This window comes from Prochlorococcus sp. G4PB16, from assembly GCF_059772465.1.
This window is the reverse complement of sequence record NZ_CM186289.1, coordinates 915,557-938,287: the sequence shown is the minus strand read 5'-3', so window position 1 is coordinate 938,287 and position 22,731 is coordinate 915,557. Positions and strand designations below refer to the sequence as shown.

The window sequence follows — 22,731 nt, the reverse complement described above, 5'->3', positions numbered from 1 at the left end:
AATGAAGTTATTAATCAGCACCGGTGAGGTCTCTGGAGACTTGCAGGGAAGCTTATTAATCAAGGCTTTAAAGACTAATGCGGTAAAAAGAAAAATTGAGTTAGAGATAATTGCTTTAGGTGGTAAAAGGATGAGAGAATCAGGGGCCCAATTAATATCCAATACTTCTTCAATAGGAGCAATTGGTTTTTTGGAAGCCCTTCCTTACGTTTTGCCAACATTAAATGCACAATCAAAAATTAATAATTACTTAAGTTGTTCACCTCCTGATGCTGTTGTTTTAATTGACTACATGGGGCCAAATATTCGACTAGGATTAAAAGTTAAAAAAAAATTTCCTAATGTACCGATTATTTATTATATTGCACCTCAAGAATGGGCATGGAGATTAGGTGATTCGGGTACAACAGATTTGATTAGTTTTACAGATAAAATATTAGCCATCTTTGAAGATGAAGCTAAGTTTTATTCAAATAAGGGAGGAAATGTAAAATTTGTAGGTCATCCAATGTTGGATTTTTATAAAAATATTCCTTCTAGAGAAGAATCATTTAAAAAGATAGGATTAACCTCTGATCAGAAACCACTTCTTCTTATTCCTGCTTCTCGAAAACAAGAGCTTAAATATATTTTGCCCACCTTGCTTAAAGCTGCTAAGCTACTTCAAGAAAAGGATCCTTCAATCATTGTCCTTATACCTTCTGGGTTAAAAGAATTTGATGGAATTTTAAATAATGCATTAAATGAATATGGTGTCTATGGAAGAATTATATTTTCGGATGAAGTTGATAATATAAAGCCATTTTTATTTTCGGCTGCTTATCTAGCCTTAGCTAAGTCTGGAACAATAAATATGGAATTAGCTCTAAACTTAGTTCCACAAATTGTTGGATATAAAGTAAGTAGAGTTACTGCTCTTTTTGCGAGATATTTATTGAGATTTAATGTTAAATATATTTCACCAGTTAATCTTCTTTTAAATAAAATGTTAATACCAGAGTTTATACAAGAGGATTTTAATGCTGAAAAAATCTTTAATGAAGCATTAAAAATCCTTGAAGATGATTCGATAAAAGAAGATATAATTTCTGGTTATAAAAAATTGAAAGATAAATTAGGAAAACCTGGAGTTACAGATAGAGCATCAAAGGATATCCTGGACTTATTAGTTCAATGATTCCTATGATTCAAAGCTTTAGAAAATTAATAGTAACTTGCTTCATTTTTCTAGTATTAATAGTTTCGCCGTTGCAAGCATTTGCTGAATTAGAAGAAGCTATTTTTGCAGGCGGTTGTTTTTGGTGCCTGGAACATGATCTAGAGAAACTTGATGGAGTTGTTTCGGTAGAAAGTGGATATTCCGGAGGAGATCTAACTAATCCGACTTATCAAAATCATAGTGGGCATCAAGAGGTTGTTAAAGTTAGTTTTGATTCTAATGTTATTAGCTATAAAGATTTGCTTCAGCAGTACTGGGTGAATATAGATCCTTTTGATGATAAGGGGCAGTTTTGTGATAGGGGTGATTCATATAAGCCTGTTATTTTTACATCTAATAAACAACAAGAAATTGATGCAAAAGATAGTCAAGAAAAAATATCTGTTGCATTAAATACGCCATTGGACCAATTAAAGGTTGATATTATTGATTCAAAATCTTTTTGGATAGCTGAGAAGTATCATCAAGATTTTGCAGTTAAAAATCCACTTAAATATAATTTCTATAGAACTAGTTGTGGTAGAGATAATAGATTAAAAAAAATCTGGGGCGAAGATAAATAATTTATTAATTCACTTTAAGATTCAATTCTTTAATCCAATTGACTAATGTTCTGACTCCATAACCAGTTGCCCCCTTTGGATTTATATCTCTATCTTTTTCAGTCCAACATGTACCTGCTATATCAATATGAGCCCATGGGATGCTTGAGTTCACAAATTCTTTAAGAAACAATGCAGCAGTAATTGATCCCCCTGGCCTGGGACCTGTGTTTTGCAAATCAGCAATAGATGATTTAATTCCAGATTTATATGAATCTTGCATCGGCATTCTCCAAATGCCTTCCCCAGCTTTACTAGCAGCTTTAGTTAATTGATCAGAGAGCTGATCATTGTCAGTCCATAATCCTGCTATTTCATCTCCTAGTGCAATAACACAAGCCCCGGTAAGGGTGGCTAGATCTACAACTGAATCAGGTTGAAGTTTGCATGCATAAACCAAAGCATCAGCTAAAGTTAATCTCCCTTCTGCGTCGGTATTGTTTACTTCAATGGTTTTTCCGTTTGAGGCTTTGATTATATCTCCGGGATGCAATGCAGAACCATTAATCATATTTTCGCAGGCAGCAACAATAAAATGAACTTCAGTGTTGCTTGGCTTTAGTTCTGCGATGGCTCTTGCCGTTCCCAGCACAGAAGCACTTCCTCCCATGTCATACTTCATTTTTTCAATTTGAGACGCACCTACTTTTAAGTTGTATCCTCCAGAGTCAAAAGTTAAGCCTTTTCCAATTAATACGACTTTGGTTTTTGGGGATTTTGGAGAGTATTTTAAGTGTATAAAATTTGGTTCTAAATCTGAACCTTTAGCAACTGCAAGGTACGCTCCCATTCCTTGCTCTTCGCATTCTTTTTTGTCAAGAATTTTTAAATCTAAATCATAATCAGTGGCTAATTTTTCAGCCTCCTTCGCCATTTGATAAGGGGTCAGGACATTGGGAGGCGCTGCAACTAGTTCTCTGGCAAATTTAACTCCTTCGCAAATTGGATTTATTTCAGCAATGGCTGATTTAGTGTTTTCTGTATCCAGGCCTATTAATTCAACTTCATCTATTTGAGTAGGTTCATTTGATTCTGATTTGAATCTAAGATCTTTAATAGATGTCAATCGAACTGCTTCGCCAACTGCGCATGCAGCTGAAGAAGGATCAAATGCATCCCAAGGGAAAAATATTCCTAATTTTGTTTCATAGCCTAAAATTTGGCGAGTACCAATTGAAGCTGCCTTTCGTAGATCATCAATTCGAAGCGTTTCGGCCTTGCCTAGTCCAACAAAGATTATTTTTTTTATTTGACCTTCTGTAAGTTCAATTGATAATTTTTGATTTTTTTTGGCTTCGAACTTTGACTCACTAAACCTATTGCTCAAAAAAGTTTCTTTTATGATTGTCTTAAATAAATTTATTTGATTTTTGATTGTTCCTTCCAAAATCCCTGCAATAAGTACTGAACCTGACCATTCGTTAATTTCTTTGGAGATTGCTGAAATTTGCATTTAATTTTTTTACTTGCACTTATGATAACAATTTTTACTAATTACTTTGAGAAGTAAAAGGTGTTGCCCATAATTCCCTTGTCTCTTTATTAAATGGTGGAAGCCAAGTTTGGATAAGCTTTTGTTCTAATTTTCTTCTCTCCTTGGTTTTAAATGGAACATCAAGCCAAAAACGAATGCTTAAATCAGTAGACATATTTGCTTTATGTAGAGAATCGGAATAACTTGAAAGATAACTTTTACAGTCATGTTCACCTTTCCACCTCTTTTCAGCGGAAATTGTTTCTCCTATATATAAAATTATATTTTCATTAGTATGAATAATTTTATCCATCACAAAATAAACCGCAGGTCCTTCGTGCATTGCTTTTGGATACCTCCAAAAACTTAAAGGTAAAGGAGTGAGTTCAATTGGGTTAAAAGTTTGTTTCGACTTTTCTGACCTAGATTCAAATAGTGAAGATTGAGTTACATTTTTATATCCGCATTTAAAAAGAGGGGATTGATGATTAAGGATTTTTTCTTGCCATCTATTAATTATTTTTTTATCAATAAATATATCTTGAAGAGGATTTTTTACTGAAAAATCAAAATCAAAATTATTAAATAAATCATATTGTTTATCGAATTTTATCATTTTAAAAAGATTAAAATAAAAGATAATGTTCAATTAAAATTTTCATAATGATATGATACATATTTTATATTGTTTTGACTTTGAACAGTTTGATCTTAGCTTAGCCAGATCAAATAAAAAGTATTTTTCTTCATTAGTAAGTTTTTATTTAACTTGTGTAAGGATTTTGTTTTTTGGGTGGTGTGGCTATTTACACTCCCTAAGCAAATGTTTTTAGGTGAAAATGATCTAAACTTTTTAGAAGATTTCAATGCTACAATCAATGACAATCGTTGAATTCAAAATCGAGCAATTGATCTATCAACCTGGGTTAAGGATATGAGTTTTTTTGAGTCTGAAATTGTTCAGGAAGAGGCAAAAAAACTTTTCACTGATTATCAGAATCTGATGCAATTAGGCTCTGATTACGGCAAATTTGATAGAGAAGGGAAAGTAATGTTTATTAATACTATGGAGAATTTGATGGAGAGGTATAAAGTTTTTATGAAAAGATTTGAACTTTCAGAAGATTTTCAGGCGAAAATGACTGTAGAACAGTTAAAGACTCAGTTGGGTCAATTTGGGATTACTCCTGATCAAATGTTTGATCAGATGAATAAAACCTTGGTGAGAATGAAATCAGAATTGGATAAATGATTAATTACTTTTTAATGTTTAGACTATGTTAGAAAAATTCAATGAATTACCTAATTGGATCTCTAGAGGTTTAGATGATCTTTTTCCTTATGATAATTCAGGAGATTCAGACCAAAGTTTTTTAAAGAAATTAGAACTTTCATCTTTAGAAAAAAATCCTTTACGGGTAAAACTTGGAATTGATCCAACAGGAACTGACATTCATATAGGTCATAGTATTCTTTTTAGAAAATTAAGAGCTTTCCAAGATGCTGGACACACTGCAGTACTTATAATAGGAGATTTTACAGCAAGGATTGGAGACCCAACCGGTAAAAGTAAAACTAGAATTCAGCTTTCTAAAGATGAGGTTGAATCAAATGCATTGAATTATCTTGAACAATTAGGCTTAGGTAAAGATCCCAAATATTCATTACTTGATTTTTCAAATCCTAGTCGCATAGAAATCAGAAGAAATAGTGAGTGGCTTGAAAATCTCAATTTGTCTAAAGTTATTGAACTTTTGTCAAATTCAACAGTTGGCCAAATGCTAGCTAAGGAGGATTTTAGTAATCGATATAAATCTGGCACTCCTATATCTCTTCATGAATTTCTCTATCCACTTCTTCAAGGATATGACTCAGTCGCAATCAATTCTGATTTAGAACTTGGTGGTACAGATCAAAAATTTAATATTGCTATGGGTAGAGATCTGCAACGAGCTTTTGGACAGAAACCCCAGTTTGGAATGCTGTTACCTATTTTAATTGGGTTAGATGGAACACAAAAAATGAGTAAAAGTTTGGATAATATTGTAGGAATAAATGAAGATTCATTATCTATGTATTCTAAATTAGAAAAGGTTCCAGATGCTTTAGTTCTCAGTTATTTAAATTTACTAACAAACGAAAACTTAAAAGATTTAAGTTCAAATCCAAGAGAGGTTCAAAAATTTATGGCTTTAAAAATAACATCTAACTTTAAAGGAATAGAAGCGGCAAAAAAAGCTCAGTTTAATTCCGAAAAATTAGTTTTAGGCACTCAAGACACTCTTGAAGAAATACCAGAAGCCTCAATTTCAAATGTAAATTTTCCAGCTAAAGCATTTTATTTATTTAGTAAGATGGAAATGTGTTCAAGTAGCAGTGAAGCAAGAAGACAAATTATTGGAGGTGGAGTGAGAATTGATGGAAAAAAAATTATGGATCCTAATCTAGAATTTGATACTCCGGATGAACTCGTAGGAAAAATATTGCAAGTAGGAAAGAAAAAATTTCTTCGTGTCTCAAGCTGATAGTTCGTTATGAAGAATATTGATCTTCCAAGTGAAAAAATAATTATTGCCTTAGATGGTATGGATAAGAACAATGTTTTGAATTTACTGGAAAAAATACCTGAAATTATCTGGGTTAAAGTGGGACTCGAATTGTTTGTTTCTGAAGGGCCAGATATATTATCAATCTTAAGAGATAAGGGAAAAAAAATATTTTTGGATCTTAAGTTTCATGATATTCCTACTACAGTTGCCAGAGCATGTTTTGTATCTTCGCAAACTGGTGCTGAATTTATTTCTTTACATACTTGTGCAGGTATAAAGGCTTTAAAGATGGCAAAGGAAGCTGCACATGAAGGAGCCTCAAAAGTTAATTTAAAGCCACCAAAACTTTTGGGAATAACGATCTTGACTAGTTGGAAAAAAGAAGCTTTTGCTAAAGATCTATTGATTGATCAATCAATAGATCAACGTGTTGCTCACCTAGCAGAGATTGCGTCTCAGTCTGGTTTAGGAGGATGCGTTTGTAGCCCTCGAGAGGTTCAATCCCTCCGTAAACTATATCCTGAGACTTTTGAGTTAATAACACCAGGAATCCGATCAATAGATTCAGAGCTTAACGATCAATCTAGGGTCTCTGATGCATCCGAAGCTCTCAAAATGGGGGCTTCAAAATTAGTTATCGGCAGAGCAATTACCCAATCAAATGATCCTGCTTATATGTTCAAAAGTTTTTGCGATAAAGCTGACGTTTGATTTGTTTAGGGTTGTCCTATTTTCGGCTCTTTACCTTTAATTAATCTCACTATATTCTCTCGGTGTCTCCAGATGACTAAAGTCATAGCTAACAATGAAATTAACAAATACGGAAGTGAAGTGCTTGAACTTTTAAAGCTTAAAAACATTATTAATGGTAGAAATAATGCCGCACTAACACTAGCAAGTGATACTATCCTAAATAATGTAATTACTACTAGGAAGATTGCTAAAGTGGCAACTCCAACTTGCCATGAAAGACCAAGAAATATTCCTAAACCTGTTGCTACAGCTTTACCACCTTTCCAATTAAGCCATATAGGCCAAATGTGACCAATTAAAGTTGATAGACCAATAGCTACTTGCCAGGAATCATTTAGGAGGAAATATTTCGCCAATAAAATAGATAAAATCCCTTTGAAAACATCAAGTAAAAACACTGTAATCGCTGCGCGCTTACCAATATGTCTTAAAACATTTGTTGCTCCTGTTGACCCTGAACCTAATGAACGAATATCAATTCCTTTAGCAATTCTTCCAGCTAAATAACCACTAGGAAAAGACCCAAATAAATATCCTAAAAATAGAATTAATAGATTCAAAATAGTTTAAATAGCAATTTTTATATTAAATCATCCTCTTCATATATTTCACTGGGACTTCCTGCAAAGGCTATCCAAGTTGGAAACTGAAGAATTGGAATTTCTACATTAATCTCAGCTGCATCAATAATAATAAAAGGTAATTCACCTCTTTCTTCAAGTCGATCTGCTCTTTCAATTAGTCCATCGGATCTTTCAAAAAGTACTATTCCGCTATTTGGTCCAAAATCCTCGCGGTTAAGTCCTAAGGCATCTTGGAGGCATCTTCTCCATTCTCCTAGCCTTTCTGGCTGACTTGCTAAAACCAAAGTTTGAAATTGTTCGCCATACAACTCACCTAAAATTGCAATAATCGCTGATGCAACTAGAGCATTCTTAGATCTATTCCCTCTGCTCGGTTGAGCTCCTCGCCCACCCATGCTGAAGAACCAATCTTCGAGCATTTCAATATCATTATCCTCAAGACTTCTTCTAAGTTTCCATGGCTCGGCATAAAAATCGGGTTGTTCCAGAAATTGACTAAAAAACCTTCTTATTAAACTCTCATCAGGTTTGAAAGTATCTGAAACAGCAGGGATAGCTTCCTGCTGCCTGGAAGGCTCAACTTTTTTATTTTCATCAAGTGGAGATGGCGTAACTATTACTGGTGGTACAACAAGCTCTAATTGCTCTGCGGATTGAGCTAAGTCTTGTAAGGCACCAGTTAAATATTCCTGAAAACCTTTAACTTTTCGAGCGATTGCGTCAGATTGACCTGAAAATGAGCTTTTAAGTTCAGTCTCAATTTGTAGTTTCTTTTTAGAAAGTTCTTCTAGTTCTTTTTCTAAATTTTCACGTGAAAACCTAAGTTCTTTTAGAGCAAAGTTAATTAAATCCTGTGACTGTTCGCTAGAGATTTTTTGGTTGTTTTCCGGACTATTGATGAATGGTGTTTCAGTTTTTTCCCCCAGAGGCTTTTGGGGTGAAGTTTTTAATGGTGATAAATTACCAACAGAAATATTCTGTTTTGAACTTTGTTTTTCTTTAGATAGATTTTCCTCTGATTCCATATTTCAAAAACTTTAATTAAGTTTTAGATTTTGATGATTCTACTTCTTTTTCTATTTCTAAATCCTTAACTCGTAACCTTAACTGTTCTTTTAATGAGTTGACCTCAAAAAGTATGGGTAATAGATGAGGGCTTGCTTTTTCTCTAAAGTAAAGAAAACCTGGCAATTTAGGAAATATAATTCTCCAGGCTATCCAATTTTTAAAAGGAAATCTTCTTAATTCATTGCCGAGTTGCATTACAACTAAATCGTCTTTAGTAAATTTCAATTTTAAGGTAAAAGATTGCAATAATAGAAAAAAACCAAAACTGCTAATTAATATCGTTGGCCAAGGATGAATTGGTGTTATTAAAAAAAATAAACCCAAAAATATTATAAAGATTGGTAAACGAAAAGAAGGAGGTAAAACCACAATATTTGTTTCAAGAGGTTTTTCAGAAGTCATAACTTTTAGGCAAAAAGAACTTGTGTGAGTAAAACATCTACCAAAGAAACGGTTATTAGAGTCATCACTACTGCTCCAGTAGTGCTTGATCCTACTTCTTTTGGCCCGCCTCTAGTAGTTAAACCCCATCCGCAAGCAATCATTGCAATTAAGAAACCAAATACTAATGCTTTGATAAGCATAAATGGTAGATCAGATGTTATTAACCATTCTCTTACGGAATTCCAAAAAATGCTTGGTGGAATTTGATAAAGAATGGTGCTGCTAAATTGACCGCTAAACAATGCTATTGAGAAAAACAATAAGCATTGGATTGGAGCCATTACAACCATTGCGCATAGTCTTGGAACTACTAGATATTCAACGGGATCTGTTTGTAGCATAGTAATGGCATCAATTTGTTCAGTCACTTTCATTGTCCCTATTTGAGCAGCGTAAGCAGTTGCAACTTTTCCAGTAAGAAGAGTTGCGGTAAGTAAAGGAGCTATCTCTCTAGACATGCCAATTGCTAAAAGGCCACCAACTGCAGAACCTAAACCTTGTTTACTCAATTCTGCGGCGACTTGAATATTGAAAACCGTTCCTGCTGCAATGCCTGTTATTAGAACGATAAGGAAGCTGCCAGGTCCTGCTTCCATTAATTGATCTATTAAATCTGATTTATTTATTTTTCCATTAGCTATTGATGCAATTGCTTGCCCTCCAATTAATATGCTGCTAAAGAATCTTCTTAGCCATCGAGGTGAGTAATTCATTAAACTAAATTTGTAGATTTTAAATCTAAACTTCGCCAGGGTTTCATAGTTATTAATCCAGCAATCACAAGAAAAGAGGGTATTAATCCCATGCATAATCTGATAGTGATAATTGCAGTTAAAGGTTGATCTAGATCTCCAAAACTTGATAAGCAATTAGTTGATGATTTATATCCTGCTAAAGATAAAAGAACTCCCAAAAATTGAACGCTTATCCCTATCCCAATTTTTTGAATAAAAACCATCCATGCTGTATATATTCCTGAGGGCTTTTCGGGATCTTTATCAATAGCATCTGGAAGTAAGGACCATGGAATAAGATAGGCTGTTGAGGCTCCAAATCCTACCAATATAATTATCAATAAAAGGATTAGCATTTTTATACTTTCAAAATTATTGATGAATAATAAATTATTGATACTTGCACCTCTTGCTATAGGAGGCATAAACATAACTAAAATGCAAGCTAATATCCATATTTTTCCTCCTTTGAAAAGTGCGGAAATTCTCCCGTATTTATTGGAATAAAAGCTCCAAAACTGAAGACCTAGTAGAGTACTTATTTGAAATGGTATTGGTATCCACTTTGAAATTTCAATTGGAACAAGCATTACTTGCTCGAGATAGATTAATGAAACGGTTTGCATTAATTGTAGTCCGCACCAAAGAAGCAAATAAAGAGCAATAATTCGTGTAAAGAGTTTATTATTTAAAACCCTTTTTAGTTGTTGATTAAAAGGCTCAGATTGCGAGGTAGGTTTTCTAGCTTTTTTTGCAAATGGGGCAAGTCCCCAACAAGCAATTAAAGTTGTAAAAGTAGCAATAATTCCTGTTACTCTTCCCATTGAAGAATAACCCTCAACTCCTTGAGATAAGAAACCTGCGGCTACTATTAACCCAGTGGTTCCAGCCAAAATAGACCCAGTAAATCTAGCCGCATTGAGTCTTGTTCTAATAGCTATATTTTCAGTCAGTTCTGTAGACAATGCGGCAAAAGGTAGATTTACCGCTGTGTAAGCAGTCATCAAGAAAATCGCAGCGAATACGTAATAAGTCGTTTTTGTTCCTAATTCTCCTGGAGGTACCCACCAAATTGCGGCAAGGAATAAACCAAGGGGGACAGCACCTCCAACCATCCAAGGAAGCCTTGGCCCCCATCTTGATCTGGTGTGATCACTCATCCATCCAATTAGCGGGTCATTTATCGCATCCCAAAGCTTTGAAACCATGAGCAATGAGCCTGCAATAAATGCTGGAATTCCTGCAGCACAAGTGAAAAATAGAAATAGGTAAGTACCTAATTGTATAGCGGCTAATCCTGTGCCAGCATCTCCCATTGCATAAGAGACCATTAGTCTTGTGCGATTATTTCCTTCGTAAATGGATGTGGACTTATTCACTCTTTTTTGGATAATGGGACTCGCAAGGTCATAATGTAAGAAGCTAAACTGGCATTTACTCCAAATGAGAGTAAATCTTTAGTTCTAGCGCGGGCGTAGTTTAGTGGTAAAACCTCAGCCTTCCAAGCTGATGATGCGGGTTCGATTCCCGCCGCCCGCTTGATTTTGATTCTCATAGTTTAATTTTTTTTGAATAATCGCTGGAGAGCATAAGTACAAGACTGTTACTTTCAATACGTATATTTGATTGATTACCTAATGGTTTTTTAGAGACATTTTTATTTTTTAAAACAGAGGTATCAATATATTTTTTCCATGGAGAAATTGGAGTTGGTAAGTCAAAAAGCATTGCTTGTTTATAAGCATTAAATCCAATCCAAATTGCTGAGCCTTCATTGTTTTTGTTTATGCTCAATCCAATAGTATGTGACCATTCACCCCAGTCAGGTTTATTAATTTTAATGCCATGCCACTGAATCCAAAAATCAGAAGTTCTGTCCTTACTATTATCGTGTTCATATTTGTAAATACTCTTAGGACTAAAAAATTCTGGTAGTTGTTTTCTTAGAGATATTAGCTTCAGCACGAATTCTTTTAAGTCGTGATCCCAATTTTTATGATCCCAATCCATCCAACCAAGAGGATTGTCTTGACACCATGTGTTGTTATTACCTCCTTGGCTTCTACCCACTTCGTCTCCCATTAAAAGCATTGGAATCCCAGGAGATAAAAGAAGTGTTGAAAGAAGATTTCTTTGTTGTCTTTGTCTTAAATTATTTATTTCTTTATTAGTAGTTGGTCCTTCAATTCCGTAATTAAAACTATTGTTATTATTCTCTCCATCTCGATTATTTTCACCATTTGCAAGATTATGCTTTTCATTAAAACTTACTAAATCTTTTAATGTGAATCCATCATGAGAAGTTATGAAATTAATACTAAATATATTAGCTAAATCATTATCATTATATAGTAATTTACTACCTGTTAATCTATCTTTAAGTGGCCATATTGTACCTTTTTCGCCCTTCCAAAATCTTCTAACATCATCTCTAAAGTGACCATTCCATGTTCTAAATTTTTTTGCTGGGAAATCCCCTAGTTTATAAAGTCCTCCACAATCCCAAGGCTCACTTATTAATTTCACATCACTAAGTTTAGGATCTGCTTCGATTTCTTCAAATAAGGGAGGCTCATCCAAAGGGATTAAATTTTCACCTCTGCTCAAAGCGATACCTAAGTCGAAACGAAATCCATCAACACCTAATTCAATTGCCCAACATCGTAAAGACTCCAATATTAATTTTCGAACTAAAGGACGATTGGCAGCAATACTATTTCCACATCCACTTACATCTTGGTAATTTTCATTCTCGTCTTGATGGTAGTAAGCTTTAGGGCCAAAACTTTTCCAACTGATACTTGGACCAACTTGATTACCTTCAGTTGTATGATTATAAACAACATCGATTAATACTTCTAGTCCATTATCATGGCAAACTTCTACAAATTGCTTAAATTGTTTCCTTGCTTCTAATGGATTACAACCATCTATAAAACCTTGATGAGGTGTGAACCAATTGATAGGGCTATAACCCCAATAATTCACTAGTCCTCTGGGGGCATCACTGGGATCAAAAGCGAATACAGGAAGTAATTCAATTGTTGTAATACCAAGACTTTTAAGATATGGTATCTTTTCAATTAATCCGATAAAAGTTCCTTTAGTCGATTCGTTAATAGTTGAATTAGCATTTTTAGTGAATCCACCAACATGTAACTCATAGATAATTGTTTCATTCCATCCATGTTTGGGCCTTGGATGAGATTTAAAATCAAAATAATCCCTTTTAGTTACTACTCCTTTTAGGAAATGATTGTAACCTCTGCTAACTATTTCTTTGTTATTTCTTATATAATTCTCCCACCCTGTAATTGCTCTTGCGCATGGATCTAAAACAAGGTGATTTTCTATAGCTTTGTTCTGATCTAATAAAATTTTATATCCATATAAGCTACCTTCAGCTAGGCCCTCAACTTCAACATGCCAATAATCTCCAGACCTATTTTTCTTATCTAAAGATATTGTTTCTTTTGGGTAGTCGTCATTTTCATTTTGGAAGATTAGTAATTCTAATTTTTTTGCATGTGGTGCTGCTATGGAGAAATTAACCCCATTAGGAGTAACTGAGCTGCCTAAAGGCCATGCTGAACCAACTTTTACTTTGCCCAATTGTGTTTGTCCTTCAAAAATGTAAGCAAGTAACTTTTCCTACAAGTTAGATGGATAGTTATTTTTAACAAGTTATAAAAAAATAAATTCAATGTGAAAGTAACAACTTCGCAATATTTGGAAAATGTTCAAATTGGAAGTTTTTTGAGCTTTTTAAGGGATTACAACTTCAAAAAGGATTTTTTTACGCTACGAAAATCAGTGGTTTTTCATCTATTTTCCTTTTTTTTCGTGTGATTATTATTTTGTAATACCAATAAATGTGCTGTTCTGCAGACCTTTGTTAATCCAAGTGAATTTAAATAACTTTCGGATTTTTCTTTGAAAAAGGAATTAATTTAAAAATTTAGAGCTGTTCTTGATATTAAATTGGAAAAAATCGTATTTACAGAAGCCTTTCCCTGATTGGCTTTTGAGCAGTAAATGGAAGCTTGTATTTTTTTTTAGGTCATTTAATGGAATTTTTTGAAGGATTTTTGAATCAAGAAAAAATTCACATATATTTTATAGAAAGCTTACTGTCACAAGCACTTTGGGTTGCAGGCAAGTGATTTGGTCCATACGATTAGCAAGATTGAGTTTTTTGGAAACTAATTACCTATTGGTTTTCCTCCTCTTACTCCCTGCTACAAACAATCAATCTTTCCAATGAACAAAGCAGATTTAGTCAACCTAGTTGCAGCTCGTACCGAGCTAACTAAAACAGATGTCTCTCTGGTAGTTGATGCCGCCATAGATACAATCATTGATTCTGTAGTGGAGGGTAAGAAAGTCTCCATTCTAGGTTTTGGATCTTTTGAGCCCCGTGATCGTTCTGCTCGTCAAGGCCTAAATCCTAAAACTGGAGAAAAGATAGCTATACCTGCTAAGAGAGTGCCTGCTTTTACGGCTGGTAAGTTGTTTAAAGACCGTGTTCAGGGATGATTTTTTAAAAAATTTTCTTCTTTGCAAACTCTATTTTTGTTTTATTAGGGACTCTTTAAAAAATGAGTCCTTTTTTTCTGTAAAAATTCTACTTTTGTCTGTTCAAGAAAATAATCCATCTTTTTAGAATCCATGATTTGTTATTCAAGCCCGAAAACTATTAAATTACTTTGATGGAGATTTTGCCTTGATTAGTTATCCATTTGATAAAATTAAATTAGTATTTATTGCTTTTATATATTTATTTATTTCTTTAAATCCATTGATGGCTTTAGAAAAAACAGATTTTCTTATAGTTGATATCCTCGTAAGGAATTGCTTTAAAGACATTAAATCTTGTGATAAAGCATTATTAAAAATACATAAATATCAAAAAAATGCTGCAATAAGCAAAAAGTTTTCTTGTCAAACTAGGTTACTTGGTTTAGAAGCAAATTTAATAATGGCGATGAATTCTAATTTTAAAAAGAATGATTCAAAAAGTATTATAGATTCTATTAAGAAATATTGCTAGATATAATCAATATATTGATTATAGATCTTTTGATTTGTTATTACGTCAAAAAACTTATGTGAAAAACTTGAACAAAATATGTTTTATCTGATTAATGTAAGTAAAATTAAATCTATAAAGATAAAGAAATTTTTCTAACTAAGACAATGGGCCCAAAAGCTTCTAATTCCAAAAAATCAAACGATAAGAAAATTAAGACTAGTAAGGCTAAAGAAAATAAATTTAAGAAATCAATTTCCAATGATCCAGATGTATTAGTTAACCTTCCAGCAGGAATGAAATATAAAGTCCCTGGTAAACGTCAAAGAGTCATTATTGGATCAATTGTAATTGGTTTGAATGTTTTATTAGTTATTAGTGTACTTGTTTACTTTTATAGTCCTTCATTTCAAGATTTTATTTACAATCTCGGACGAGGCTAGTGATTTCAAGCGCTTGATAATTTAATTATTAGAAATGGCAGGGTAATCTTAATAAAATAGGAAAATATTACTATTTAGGAAAAAAGTAAAGTTTGACTAAGAATCTTTTCTAAAGTTCTTGTTTAGAAGTTCTATATTTTAGTGTTTATTAGAGGAACATTAGTAGTAATGGTAGAAAAAAGTGGTCAGGAGTCAAAGTCGAAAAAGATTCCTCAACAGAGAAAGACAACACTTAAATGGGGAGCCAATGGTGAGCTATCAGCTCTAGATATGGTTCGCATATTAGACCGTTTAAATGATCAAGATTTAACTGAATGTGAAATTCCATTAGAAAAGAATAAAAAATTATAAATCCTTTTTTATCTACAAAAATAGCTATGATTATTAATAATTTATTTTTATAAGATGAAAATAGGTATTGCACTTATATGCTTGATTGCAGTAATTCTTGGGTATTTATATTTTTTTACAGGCTATAGATCAGCTTTTGAAGCTGATCAGCAATGCCATTATCAATTGAGATTGAAATCTATTGAACTAGAGGGCTTAGATTGCGATCATGATCTTGAAACTAATCAATGGCTTCTTTTTCAGAAGGGAGTAGATGACAAACCTTCTCAAGTTATTGAACGTTATCGTTATTAGTTTAAAAATTTGTTATTAACTGTTGAAAACATATATATTGCAGCTACTGATGAAATGATAGCTGTAATTATAAATGTTAAAAATTGTCCTAAGGATCCAGGAAGATATACATTCTGAAGGAAATAAAAATCAATCAGGGAGCCTATTGTTCCCCAAATAATTACCCAAGCAGATACGTAAGAAATACCTACTAAAGTTTTTTTATTCATGGCTGTTAGATGAAAATTGAGTTAATAGAATTAACAAAGATAAAAGAGATAAATCTTTATTCTTTAGCTAATCCCGAAAATTTTAAGTGTTGCTGGTTCGCCAGCAAAAGCTAATTCGGTGAGTATGAGCATTAAGAAACCGATCATAGCTAATCTGGCATTTACTAGTTCAGCATTCTCATTAAACCCAAAGACTTGTTTAACTTCTTCTCCTTTATTATTTATCCATTTAGGGTAAGAATTTAGATTCTGGCTTTGATCTATTAACTCTGGGTGATTTGTAGGTTCAATTTTTTTTGTATCATCTGGTTCTGAATTGAAAACTTGATTATTGATCTCAGAATCAGTATTAGACATTTTAATTTAGAATCAATTTATATATAGAAAATTATAAGCTATTTTGTAGGGATTCGTTTTTCCGAAATTAGCTATTTAGTTAGAATTGTTGAAAGTGAGCAAGTTACTGAATTATTTACAAAGAAACCAATATCAAAGAATAGAATTCATAAGCATATTGATTTGCGAATACTTATAATTAAATGTTATTTTTAAATTTATATTGACAATGCATGTGATTAGTATATTGCAATTAATAGATTTCTATCAAACAAATAAAGATTTGATTTTTCATCTTATTAAGTTTTGTTTTACTATTAATTGATAAGTTGTTTTCAGCTCATTTTCTTGCTAAAAAATTACTATATGTTTTTAATTAATGAATAGCTCTACACCGATTATTGCTGTTTTAGATTCTGTTGACCTTTTCATTCTCTTTCAAAGAGAACTAGTAAAAGAATATAAGGTCCCATGTAAAAACAATCTTGGTTGAGAATTATGTTGTTAAAACTTACTTGGTTGATACCTGGGCTGCCAATAATTGCATCTATCTTTACAGCAATTCTCTTATTTAGTTTTAGCAAAACAATGAATAGGCTTACAAAGCCAGTATCATTTGTTTTTATTATTAGTCTTGCTTTTTCCGAATTAATTGACTTTATTTTATTAAAGAAAGGTATATCAGGTAATGATTTTCTATTTGGAAGTGATTTAAAATTAGTTGTCGATAGACCAGCTTTAATAGCTTCTGAGTCTATGGGTTTTATTATCTTGTTGATTATGCTTTTTTCATTAGCAAAGTTTAAAAGAAGAAGTGGCTATGTTAGATACTTTATTTTTCTTGGATTCTTGAGTGGTTTGATTTACTTATTTTCTTTTAGTGGTAGTTTATTTCATGAATTTTATGATGTATTAATATCATCTTTAGATAAAGTATCTGTCTCTTTTTAGAAATATTATTTAGTAAGCTAAAATGCTGAATGAAAAATAATTTGAGTTTTAATAATTGATGATTTCTTTTTTTCTTGTCATAAAATCTAGGTTGTAATAAAATAAAACTAATATTGGATTTAAGGTTTTTCCTTTGAATGTAAATTCGTCTTTAGATCTTCCAAGCAATATTGCATTAGTTCATGAATGGTTTACTCCAAGATCAACTGGTGGTGCCGAGAATGTTGTTCAAGTAATTGATGATTTGTTAACTGAAATCTCTTCGCAGCCAGAACTTTTTTCTTTAGTTAATGAAGAGCGTTTACCAAAAGCTAGCTGGTTATTAAATAGAAAAGTAAGAACTAGCTTTATTCAAAAATTACCATTCGGGATCTCACATGTTCAGAAATATTTACCTCTTTTGCCTTTTGCAATTGAGCAACTTGATTTAGAAGGGTATCCATTGGTTATAAGCAGTAGTCATCTAGTGGCTAAAGGCATTTTAACGTCACCGGATCAACTTCATATTTGTTATGTACATACACCTGTCAGATACGCTTGGGATCAGATGAATGTATATCTGAAACGATCTTTTTTAAGAAGAATAGGTTTAGGACCATTAATTAGATTGCAATTACATTCTTTGAGGCAATGGGATCAATTAAGCAGCTCAAGAGTTGATTACTTAATTGCAAATTCTAATTTTACTGCAAAAAGGATTTGGAAGTACTGGAGAAGGCGCTCTGAGGTCTTACACCCGCCCGTTAATGTAAATCGTTTTGAATGGAATTTGCCTAGAGAAGATTTTTATTTAAGTGTCTGCAGATTGGTTCCTAATAAAAGAGTTGATTTACTTGTGAGAGCTTTTAATCGGCTCAAATTGCCTTTAATGGTTGTTGGAGATGGAGTTGAAAAAGCATATTTAAAACACCTTGCAGGTCCAACGGTTCATATCCTTGGATTTCAAAGTAAGGAAAATATTGAAAATCTAATGAGCAAATGTAGAGCTTTTGTTTATGCAGGTATTGAGGATTTCGGAATCGCGCCTGTTGAGGCAATGGCTTCTGGAGCTCCTGTTATCGCTTTTGGCAAGGGTGGGGTTTTAGATACAGTTAAATGTTTTAACTTTAAATCAGATAAAGGCGCAACAGGACTTCTTTTTCCTGATCAGACAGAGAAATCTTTAGTTGAAGCCGTCGAATTTTTTAAGGAAAAACAACTTTGGAAAGATTTAAATCCTGAGTTAATTAGAGATTGGGCTAATTCTTTTTCTCACGATTCATTTAAATTTAGATTTGAGAGAACCATAAATAGAGCGTGGAGTCAACATCTTAATTCTTGTGACATTGCTACTAGTGACCTTAGGTCTTGATCAAGAAAATCTTAATTAAGTATGGTGTGAATTTATTGAAGTGTTGAGCTTACTAATTCAATAATCTGTGCAAACTAATCCTAGAAAATCACTATTGCGATGGTCTGAGTTCCGTAAAGGTTCTCCAATAATTCCCTTTGAAGTTATCTCGAAAGAACCATCTTCTTTGCTAGCTGTAGAAATAATAAGAAATCAGAGTCGATATGGACGCACATTAAAAAGGATAGGGGATGTTATTTTTTCCTTGCTAGTTTTGAGTGTAGGATCACCAATATTTATTTTAATTGGAATATTAGTAAAGTTAAGTTCTCGTGGATCGATTTTTTATATTCAAAAAAGAGTAGGAAGAAATTATAGAGAATTTGGATGTATTAAGTTTCGGACTATGTATAAGGATGCTGATGAGCTACTGCCAAATTTATTAGAGAAATATCCTCTTATGAGAAAGGAATTTGAAAAAGATTTCAAATTACGTCAGGATCCTAGAATAACAAAATTAGGTAGATTTCTTCGACGATCTAGTTTAGATGAATTACCTCAATTCTTTAATGTACTTAAAGGAGAAATGAGTGTTGTTGGTCCAAGACCAATAGTAAGTAATGAGATAAATAAATATAGTCTATTTATGGAAGAAGTTATCTCTGTAAGACCAGGGCTGACAGGCTTATGGCAGGTTAGTGGTAGAAATAATCTTAGTTATAAAAAAAGGGTTGAATTAGATTTGTTTTATGCAAGAAATAGAAATATTCTACTTGATTTAGAAATCATTGTTCTTACATTAGGAGTATTGCTATTCCCAATGGATCGAGGTGCCTTTTGAATTTATAAATTTATAAATTTCATTATTAATGAAAAACCTAAAAGCCAGGCAAATTGAAGCCTATTACTAAGTTTAATGATCTTTTTGACTGAAAATATACTTGCTTGAGGCAAAGATCTTGCAATTGTTGGTTTTATCTTTTTCTTACCTTTGTAATAGTTTACCCCTCCCATTCTTACTTCGGCACAATGAGCAAATATTGCCTCAGAAATTCCAGAGTTGGGGGAAGGATCTACTTTGCCGTCCTTCCATGAATCCAATATTGTTTTAAAAATTGATTGTTTTGATCTGCAGCAAAAAGGAAGCGTAATTAATACAATTCTTGAAGGAATCCATGTCATTAAATCATCCAGCTTTGCTCCAGTAAAGCCAAGCCACTTTAATTTTCCTTCTTTGTATCCAACCATTGAATCAATAGTGCTTGATGCCTTAAATATCCAAGCCATGGCCAATGGACCAGGCAATAATTGATTAAATTGCCAGAAAATTGTTCCTAAAAAAATCCAAAATAACGGCGCAAAAATGCCATCCACGGAATTTTCACTTGCTGTTTCAGCTAATGCTCTAAGAATTTCATCTGTACCTAAATTCTTAACATCTCTACCAACTATAAGACTTAATTTTTCTCTTATAATATTAAGATTTTCTCTATGATTTTCCATAACAAGTAAATTTATTATTTCATAAATACTTTTACTTAAACTTCTTGAGGCAAGCGCACTACTTAAAATAAAAGAAAAAAACAAAGTACTTAAAATAGGATTTTTTATTTCCCAAAATAAAAATAATTGTTCTATCGTCCATCCAGCCAGGCCACTTAAAGATACGACTATAAGTGTAATTATTGAGCCTCCAATATATAATTTCGATTTACTATCTTTTGCAACTAATTCAGCTAATTTTCTCAATAAACTAATAGCCATACCCATTGATTCAACTGGGTGAGGCAGCCTTTTTGGATCGCCTATTAAAAGATCTAGAAGAACGGCAAAAAAGATTATATTAATGATACTTTCAGCTTTCTTTAAGCCAACTAAACATAGAGCGAAGTGTTTTGCCTACTCTTTCTATTGGAAGTTCTGAGTCTTTTTGGCGAATTTTTTTCATTTCAGGTTTTCCTGCATCGCATTCTTTTACAAAGTTTTTAGCAAAGGTACCATCTTGAATATCTGCAAGAATATTTTTCATCTCCTCTTTCGTCTCTTTAGTTATTAACCTTGGACCGCTTACGTAATCTCCATATTCAGCTGTATTTGAAATCGAATCCCTCATTGCAGTGAGCCCTCCCTTAACCATTAGATCAACTATTAATTTCACTTCATGCAAGCATTCGAAGTAGGCCAATTCAGGTTGATAGCCTGCTTCTACAAGAGTTTCAAAACCAGCTTTGACTAACTCTGAGAGGCCTCCACATAAAACTGCTTGCTCTCCAAAAAGATCCGTTTCTGTTTCTTCTTTAAAATTAGTTTCTAAAATGCCAGCACGTGTTCCGCCAATACCTTTTGCATATGCCATCGCAAGTGATCTTGCTTGGCCTGAGGCATCTTGCTCAATGGCAAATAAAGCTGGAACCCCTTGCCCATTTTGATACTCCCATCTGACGGTGTGACCTGGCCCTTTTGGAGCAATCATTACAACATCGACAAATTCAGGTGGCTTTATTAATTCAAAGCGAATATTGAAACCATGCGCAAAACTTAGAATTTTCCCTGGTTTTAAATGAGGTTCTATCTCTTTGTTATAAACATCTTTTTGAAACTCATCAGGCAAAAGTATCATGATCCAATCTGCCCTCTCGGAAGCCTTTGCGACGCTTAAGACTTCCAAACCATCAGAAGTTGCCTTATTGGCTGATCGACTTCCATCATAAAGTCCAACAACAACTTTGATTCCACTATCTTTTAAATTCAATGCATGTGCGTGCCCTTGAGATCCATAACCAATAATTGCAACAGTTTTATCTTGAAGAAGACCTAGGTCTGCATCGGAGTCGTAATAAAGTTTTGCCATGTGAGTGGGTATTTCAGAACTGTATTAAGGCTGAGCTTACGAAATAGAGTGCTATCGAAACCACTTTCATTTATATATTTTTTTGACTATCAAGACAATTTAATTAATTAGATACAAAAAAGGTACAAATATTTATCATTTCAACTTTCACTTGGATGGGTTATTACACGGTCGATTAGACCATAATTTTTTGCTTCTTCTGCACTCAAAAAGTAATCTCGATCTGTATCTTTTTCTATCTTCTCATATGTTTGTCCAGTCATCTCTGCCATGGATTTATTGAGCATTTCTTTAATTCTAAGAATTTCACGTGCCTCAATTTCTATATCGCTTGCTTGTCTTTGAGCAGTACCGCCAAGAGGCTGATGAATCATGATTCTGCTGTGGGGTAGTGCAAGCCTTTTCCCTTTTGTTCCTGCTGAGAGTAAAAATGCACCCATTGAGGCTGCTAACCCAACACAAATAGTTACAACGTCACTTTTTACATATTTCATCGTGTCATAGATCGCTAAACCGGCGGTTACGGAGCCTCCAGGACTGTTGATATACAAATAGATAGGCTTACTACTGTCTTCAGAATCAAGATAAAGCATTTGTGCTACGAGGCTATTGGCAATACCGTCATTTACTTCTTGACCAAGGAATAGAATTCTCTCTGCACCAAGTCTTGTATATATATCAACCCATCTTTCAAATTGACTTCCTGGAAGACGGTATGGAACGCTTGGAGTACCTATGGGCATGGCTAATTAATGTTGAGGAGATGAGGTTAATGATTTAAAAAAGTTTGGAGAAATTATTTGCTTATGCGGGCAAATTTTTCTCGCCTGGTAAGTCTTTTCTACTAGTTAGAACGCGATCTATAATCCCATAATCAACTGCTTCATGAGGGTTGAGATAACTCATCCTGTCTGAGTCTTTGCTTAATTGATCTACTGTTTTTCCAGTGTTATGACTTAGGATTTCTAGCATTGCTTTCTTGTTGTGAATAACTTCCTTAGCTCTGATTTGAATATCAGTTGCTTGACCTTGAGCACCACTTCTAGGCTGATGAAGAACAATTGATGCATGAGGTAATGCTGCTCTTTGCCCTTTAGTTCCAGCCGAGAGAATTACAGCTGCAGTTCCCATAGCTTGACCTATACAGATTGTGTGTACCGGAGGTTTCACATATCTGAGTGTGTCGCAAATAGCGAAGGCTTCGGTTTCAAATCCAATGGCATCTCCTGTGTACCAACTTGTTCCAGTTGAGTTGATATAAAAATATATAGGTTTTTCTGAATTATCAAATTCCAGAAAAAGAAGTTGGGCAATAATTAGTTCAGTTACATCCATTCCGAGTTGCCTTTTGGCATCATCATCGGAAAATAACGGCAAGCCTAAATAAACTATCCTTTCTTTCAGAAGAAGTGATGGTAAATCAGGGGGTGGAGTTCTCATTACGGCAGAATCGCCGTAATACGGAGAGGAGGCAGTCATATGAAGTTAAGTTTTCTTGGATTCGAGCCTA

General features: G+C 33.5%; 27 protein-coding genes and 1 tRNA gene. 14 read left to right on the top strand and 14 right to left on the bottom strand.

Annotated features, from left to right (window positions below):
- The first annotated feature begins 1 nt into the window (after position 1).
- Together lpxB and msrA are read left to right on the top strand one after the other, a co-directional pair.
- Positions 2-1,177 carry a lipid-A-disaccharide synthase gene (gene lpxB / locus AC6EIZ_RS05590; protein WP_498513033.1) on the top strand — a complete coding sequence of 392 codons (1,176 nt, stop codon included), beginning with the start codon at positions 2-4 and terminating at the stop codon, positions 1,175-1,177.
- On the top strand, positions 1,174-1,782 hold the full coding sequence (gene msrA / locus AC6EIZ_RS05585) for a peptide-methionine (S)-S-oxide reductase MsrA (protein ID WP_498513031.1): 609 nt from the start codon (positions 1,174-1,176) through the stop codon (positions 1,780-1,782). The genes lpxB and msrA overlap by 4 nt, the downstream gene beginning before the upstream one ends.
- A 4-nt stretch (positions 1,783-1,786) precedes the next feature.
- Here the strand turns inward: msrA and AC6EIZ_RS05580 are convergent, their stop codons facing one another.
- Positions 1,787-3,274: a leucyl aminopeptidase gene (locus AC6EIZ_RS05580; protein ID WP_498513029.1), complete on the bottom strand. Its 1,488-nt coding sequence runs from the start codon at positions 3,272-3,274 to the stop codon at positions 1,787-1,789.
- A 37-nt stretch (positions 3,275-3,311) separates the two neighbouring features.
- Positions 3,312-3,911: a GIY-YIG nuclease family protein gene (locus tag AC6EIZ_RS05575; RefSeq protein ID WP_498513027.1), complete on the bottom strand. Its 600-nt coding sequence runs from the start codon at positions 3,909-3,911 to the stop codon at positions 3,312-3,314.
- Positions 3,912-4,229: 318 nt separating this feature from the next.
- Here AC6EIZ_RS05575 and AC6EIZ_RS05570 point away from each other — a divergent pair, with 318 nt between their 5' ends.
- Genes AC6EIZ_RS05570 through pyrF form a run of 3 tightly spaced genes read left to right on the top strand, consistent with a single transcriptional unit; the run spans position 4,230 to position 6,555 of the window.
- Positions 4,230-4,547, top strand: a complete 318-nt coding sequence (locus tag AC6EIZ_RS05570) for a DUF1825 family protein (RefSeq protein ID WP_498508050.1) — start codon at positions 4,230-4,232, stop codon at positions 4,545-4,547.
- A gap of 25 nt (positions 4,548-4,572) precedes the next feature.
- Positions 4,573-5,820 (top strand): tyrosine--tRNA ligase, encoded by a 1,248-nt coding sequence (gene tyrS, locus AC6EIZ_RS05565; RefSeq protein WP_498513025.1) that lies wholly within the window; start codon positions 4,573-4,575, stop codon positions 5,818-5,820.
- A 9-nt stretch (positions 5,821-5,829) separates the two neighbouring features.
- Positions 5,830-6,555 (top strand): orotidine-5'-phosphate decarboxylase, encoded by a 726-nt coding sequence (gene pyrF, locus AC6EIZ_RS05560; protein ID WP_498513023.1) that lies wholly within the window; start codon positions 5,830-5,832, stop codon positions 6,553-6,555.
- 5 nt (positions 6,556-6,560) lie between these two features.
- On the opposite strand, the gene plsY is transcribed toward pyrF, so the two are convergent.
- From plsY to AC6EIZ_RS05535, 5 genes are read right to left on the bottom strand one after another with little or no spacing between them, the layout of a single operon-like run.
- Positions 6,561-7,157 (bottom strand): glycerol-3-phosphate 1-O-acyltransferase PlsY, encoded by a 597-nt coding sequence (plsY, locus tag AC6EIZ_RS05555; RefSeq protein WP_498513022.1) that lies wholly within the window; start codon positions 7,155-7,157, stop codon positions 6,561-6,563.
- 20 nt (positions 7,158-7,177) lie between these two features.
- A complete protein-coding gene (locus AC6EIZ_RS05550; protein WP_498513020.1) occupies positions 7,178-8,206 on the bottom strand; it encodes a DUF3086 domain-containing protein in 1,029 nt (342 codons plus the stop codon).
- A gap of 16 nt (positions 8,207-8,222) precedes the next feature.
- Positions 8,223-8,651, bottom strand: coding sequence for a DUF3119 family protein (locus tag AC6EIZ_RS05545; RefSeq protein WP_498513019.1), 429 nt, complete (start codon positions 8,649-8,651; stop codon positions 8,223-8,225).
- Positions 8,652-8,656: 5 nt separating this feature from the next.
- On the bottom strand, positions 8,657-9,406 hold the full coding sequence (locus tag AC6EIZ_RS05540) for an MlaE family ABC transporter permease (protein WP_498513017.1): 750 nt from the start codon (positions 9,404-9,406) through the stop codon (positions 8,657-8,659).
- Positions 9,406-10,758, bottom strand: coding sequence for an MFS transporter (locus tag AC6EIZ_RS05535; protein ID WP_498513197.1), 1,353 nt, complete (start codon positions 10,756-10,758; stop codon positions 9,406-9,408). Before AC6EIZ_RS05535 ends, AC6EIZ_RS05540 begins: the two co-directional genes overlap by 1 nt.
- A 137-nt stretch (positions 10,759-10,895) precedes the next feature.
- Here AC6EIZ_RS05535 and AC6EIZ_RS05530 point away from each other — a divergent pair.
- A tRNA-Gly gene (locus AC6EIZ_RS05530) sits at positions 10,896-10,966 on the top strand.
- Positions 10,967-10,978: 12 nt separating this feature from the next.
- On the opposite strand, the gene AC6EIZ_RS05525 is transcribed toward AC6EIZ_RS05530, so the two are convergent.
- Positions 10,979-13,039, bottom strand: a complete 2,061-nt coding sequence (locus AC6EIZ_RS05525) for a glycogen debranching protein (RefSeq protein ID WP_498513015.1) — start codon at positions 13,037-13,039, stop codon at positions 10,979-10,981.
- Between the two features lie 648 nt (positions 13,040-13,687).
- Here AC6EIZ_RS05525 and AC6EIZ_RS05520 point away from each other — a divergent pair.
- The 5 genes from AC6EIZ_RS05520 (at position 13,688) to AC6EIZ_RS05500 (ending at position 15,544) form a co-directional block, all read left to right on the top strand.
- Positions 13,688-13,963, top strand: coding sequence for an HU family DNA-binding protein (locus AC6EIZ_RS05520; protein ID WP_011295240.1), 276 nt, complete (start codon positions 13,688-13,690; stop codon positions 13,961-13,963).
- A 187-nt stretch (positions 13,964-14,150) separates the two neighbouring features.
- Positions 14,151-14,477: a hypothetical protein gene (locus tag AC6EIZ_RS05515; RefSeq protein ID WP_498513013.1), complete on the top strand. Its 327-nt coding sequence runs from the start codon at positions 14,151-14,153 to the stop codon at positions 14,475-14,477.
- 146 nt (positions 14,478-14,623) lie between these two features.
- Positions 14,624-14,899 carry a hypothetical protein gene (locus tag AC6EIZ_RS05510; RefSeq protein ID WP_498513011.1) on the top strand — a complete coding sequence of 92 codons (276 nt, stop codon included), beginning with the start codon at positions 14,624-14,626 and terminating at the stop codon, positions 14,897-14,899.
- A 141-nt stretch (positions 14,900-15,040) separates the two neighbouring features.
- Entirely contained in the window at positions 15,041-15,250 is a 210-nt protein-coding gene (locus tag AC6EIZ_RS05505) for a DUF8633 family putative protein (protein WP_498513009.1), read from the top strand.
- Positions 15,251-15,304: 54 nt separating this feature from the next.
- The gene (locus AC6EIZ_RS05500) at positions 15,305-15,544 is read left to right on the top strand and encodes a hypothetical protein (RefSeq protein ID WP_498513008.1); all 240 of its coding nucleotides are present in this window, start codon (positions 15,305-15,307) and stop codon (positions 15,542-15,544) included.
- Here the strand turns inward: AC6EIZ_RS05500 and AC6EIZ_RS05495 are convergent.
- Together AC6EIZ_RS05495 and AC6EIZ_RS05490 are read right to left on the bottom strand one after the other, a co-directional pair.
- A complete protein-coding gene (locus AC6EIZ_RS05495) occupies positions 15,541-15,753 on the bottom strand; it encodes a hypothetical protein (protein ID WP_498513007.1) in 213 nt (70 codons plus the stop codon). The two genes, AC6EIZ_RS05500 and AC6EIZ_RS05495, sit on opposite strands and share 4 nt — an antisense overlap.
- A 63-nt stretch (positions 15,754-15,816) precedes the next feature.
- Positions 15,817-16,110: a high light inducible protein gene (locus tag AC6EIZ_RS05490; RefSeq protein ID WP_498513006.1), complete on the bottom strand. Its 294-nt coding sequence runs from the start codon at positions 16,108-16,110 to the stop codon at positions 15,817-15,819.
- A gap of 477 nt (positions 16,111-16,587) precedes the next feature.
- Here AC6EIZ_RS05490 and AC6EIZ_RS05485 point away from each other — a divergent pair, with 477 nt between their 5' ends.
- The 3 genes from AC6EIZ_RS05485 (at position 16,588) to AC6EIZ_RS05475 (ending at position 19,211) form a co-directional block, all read left to right on the top strand.
- Positions 16,588-17,040 carry an NAD(P)H-quinone oxidoreductase NdhF gene (locus AC6EIZ_RS05485; RefSeq protein ID WP_498513005.1) on the top strand — a complete coding sequence of 151 codons (453 nt, stop codon included), beginning with the start codon at positions 16,588-16,590 and terminating at the stop codon, positions 17,038-17,040.
- Positions 17,041-17,173: 133 nt separating this feature from the next.
- Positions 17,174-18,391: a glycosyltransferase gene (locus tag AC6EIZ_RS05480; protein ID WP_498513004.1), complete on the top strand. Its 1,218-nt coding sequence runs from the start codon at positions 17,174-17,176 to the stop codon at positions 18,389-18,391.
- 67 nt (positions 18,392-18,458) lie between these two features.
- Positions 18,459-19,211, top strand: a complete 753-nt coding sequence (locus tag AC6EIZ_RS05475; RefSeq protein WP_498513002.1) for an undecaprenyl-phosphate galactose phosphotransferase family protein — start codon at positions 18,459-18,461, stop codon at positions 19,209-19,211.
- 2 nt (positions 19,212-19,213) lie between these two features.
- Here AC6EIZ_RS05475 and cbiB read toward each other — a convergent pair whose 3' ends face one another.
- From cbiB to AC6EIZ_RS05455, 4 genes are all read right to left on the bottom strand, one after another.
- Positions 19,214-20,161, bottom strand: coding sequence for an adenosylcobinamide-phosphate synthase CbiB (cbiB, locus tag AC6EIZ_RS05470; RefSeq protein WP_498513194.1), 948 nt, complete (start codon positions 20,159-20,161; stop codon positions 19,214-19,216).
- 64 nt (positions 20,162-20,225) lie between these two features.
- Positions 20,226-21,221: a ketol-acid reductoisomerase gene (gene ilvC / locus AC6EIZ_RS05465; protein ID WP_498513000.1), complete on the bottom strand. Its 996-nt coding sequence runs from the start codon at positions 21,219-21,221 to the stop codon at positions 20,226-20,228.
- Between the two features lie 140 nt (positions 21,222-21,361).
- Complete coding sequence (locus AC6EIZ_RS05460) at positions 21,362-21,964, bottom strand: ATP-dependent Clp protease proteolytic subunit (protein WP_269613625.1); 603 nt, start codon at positions 21,962-21,964, stop codon at positions 21,362-21,364.
- A gap of 61 nt (positions 21,965-22,025) precedes the next feature.
- On the bottom strand, positions 22,026-22,700 hold the full coding sequence (locus tag AC6EIZ_RS05455) for an ATP-dependent Clp protease proteolytic subunit (RefSeq protein WP_498512998.1): 675 nt from the start codon (positions 22,698-22,700) through the stop codon (positions 22,026-22,028).
- Positions 22,701-22,731: the final 31 nt, after the last annotated feature.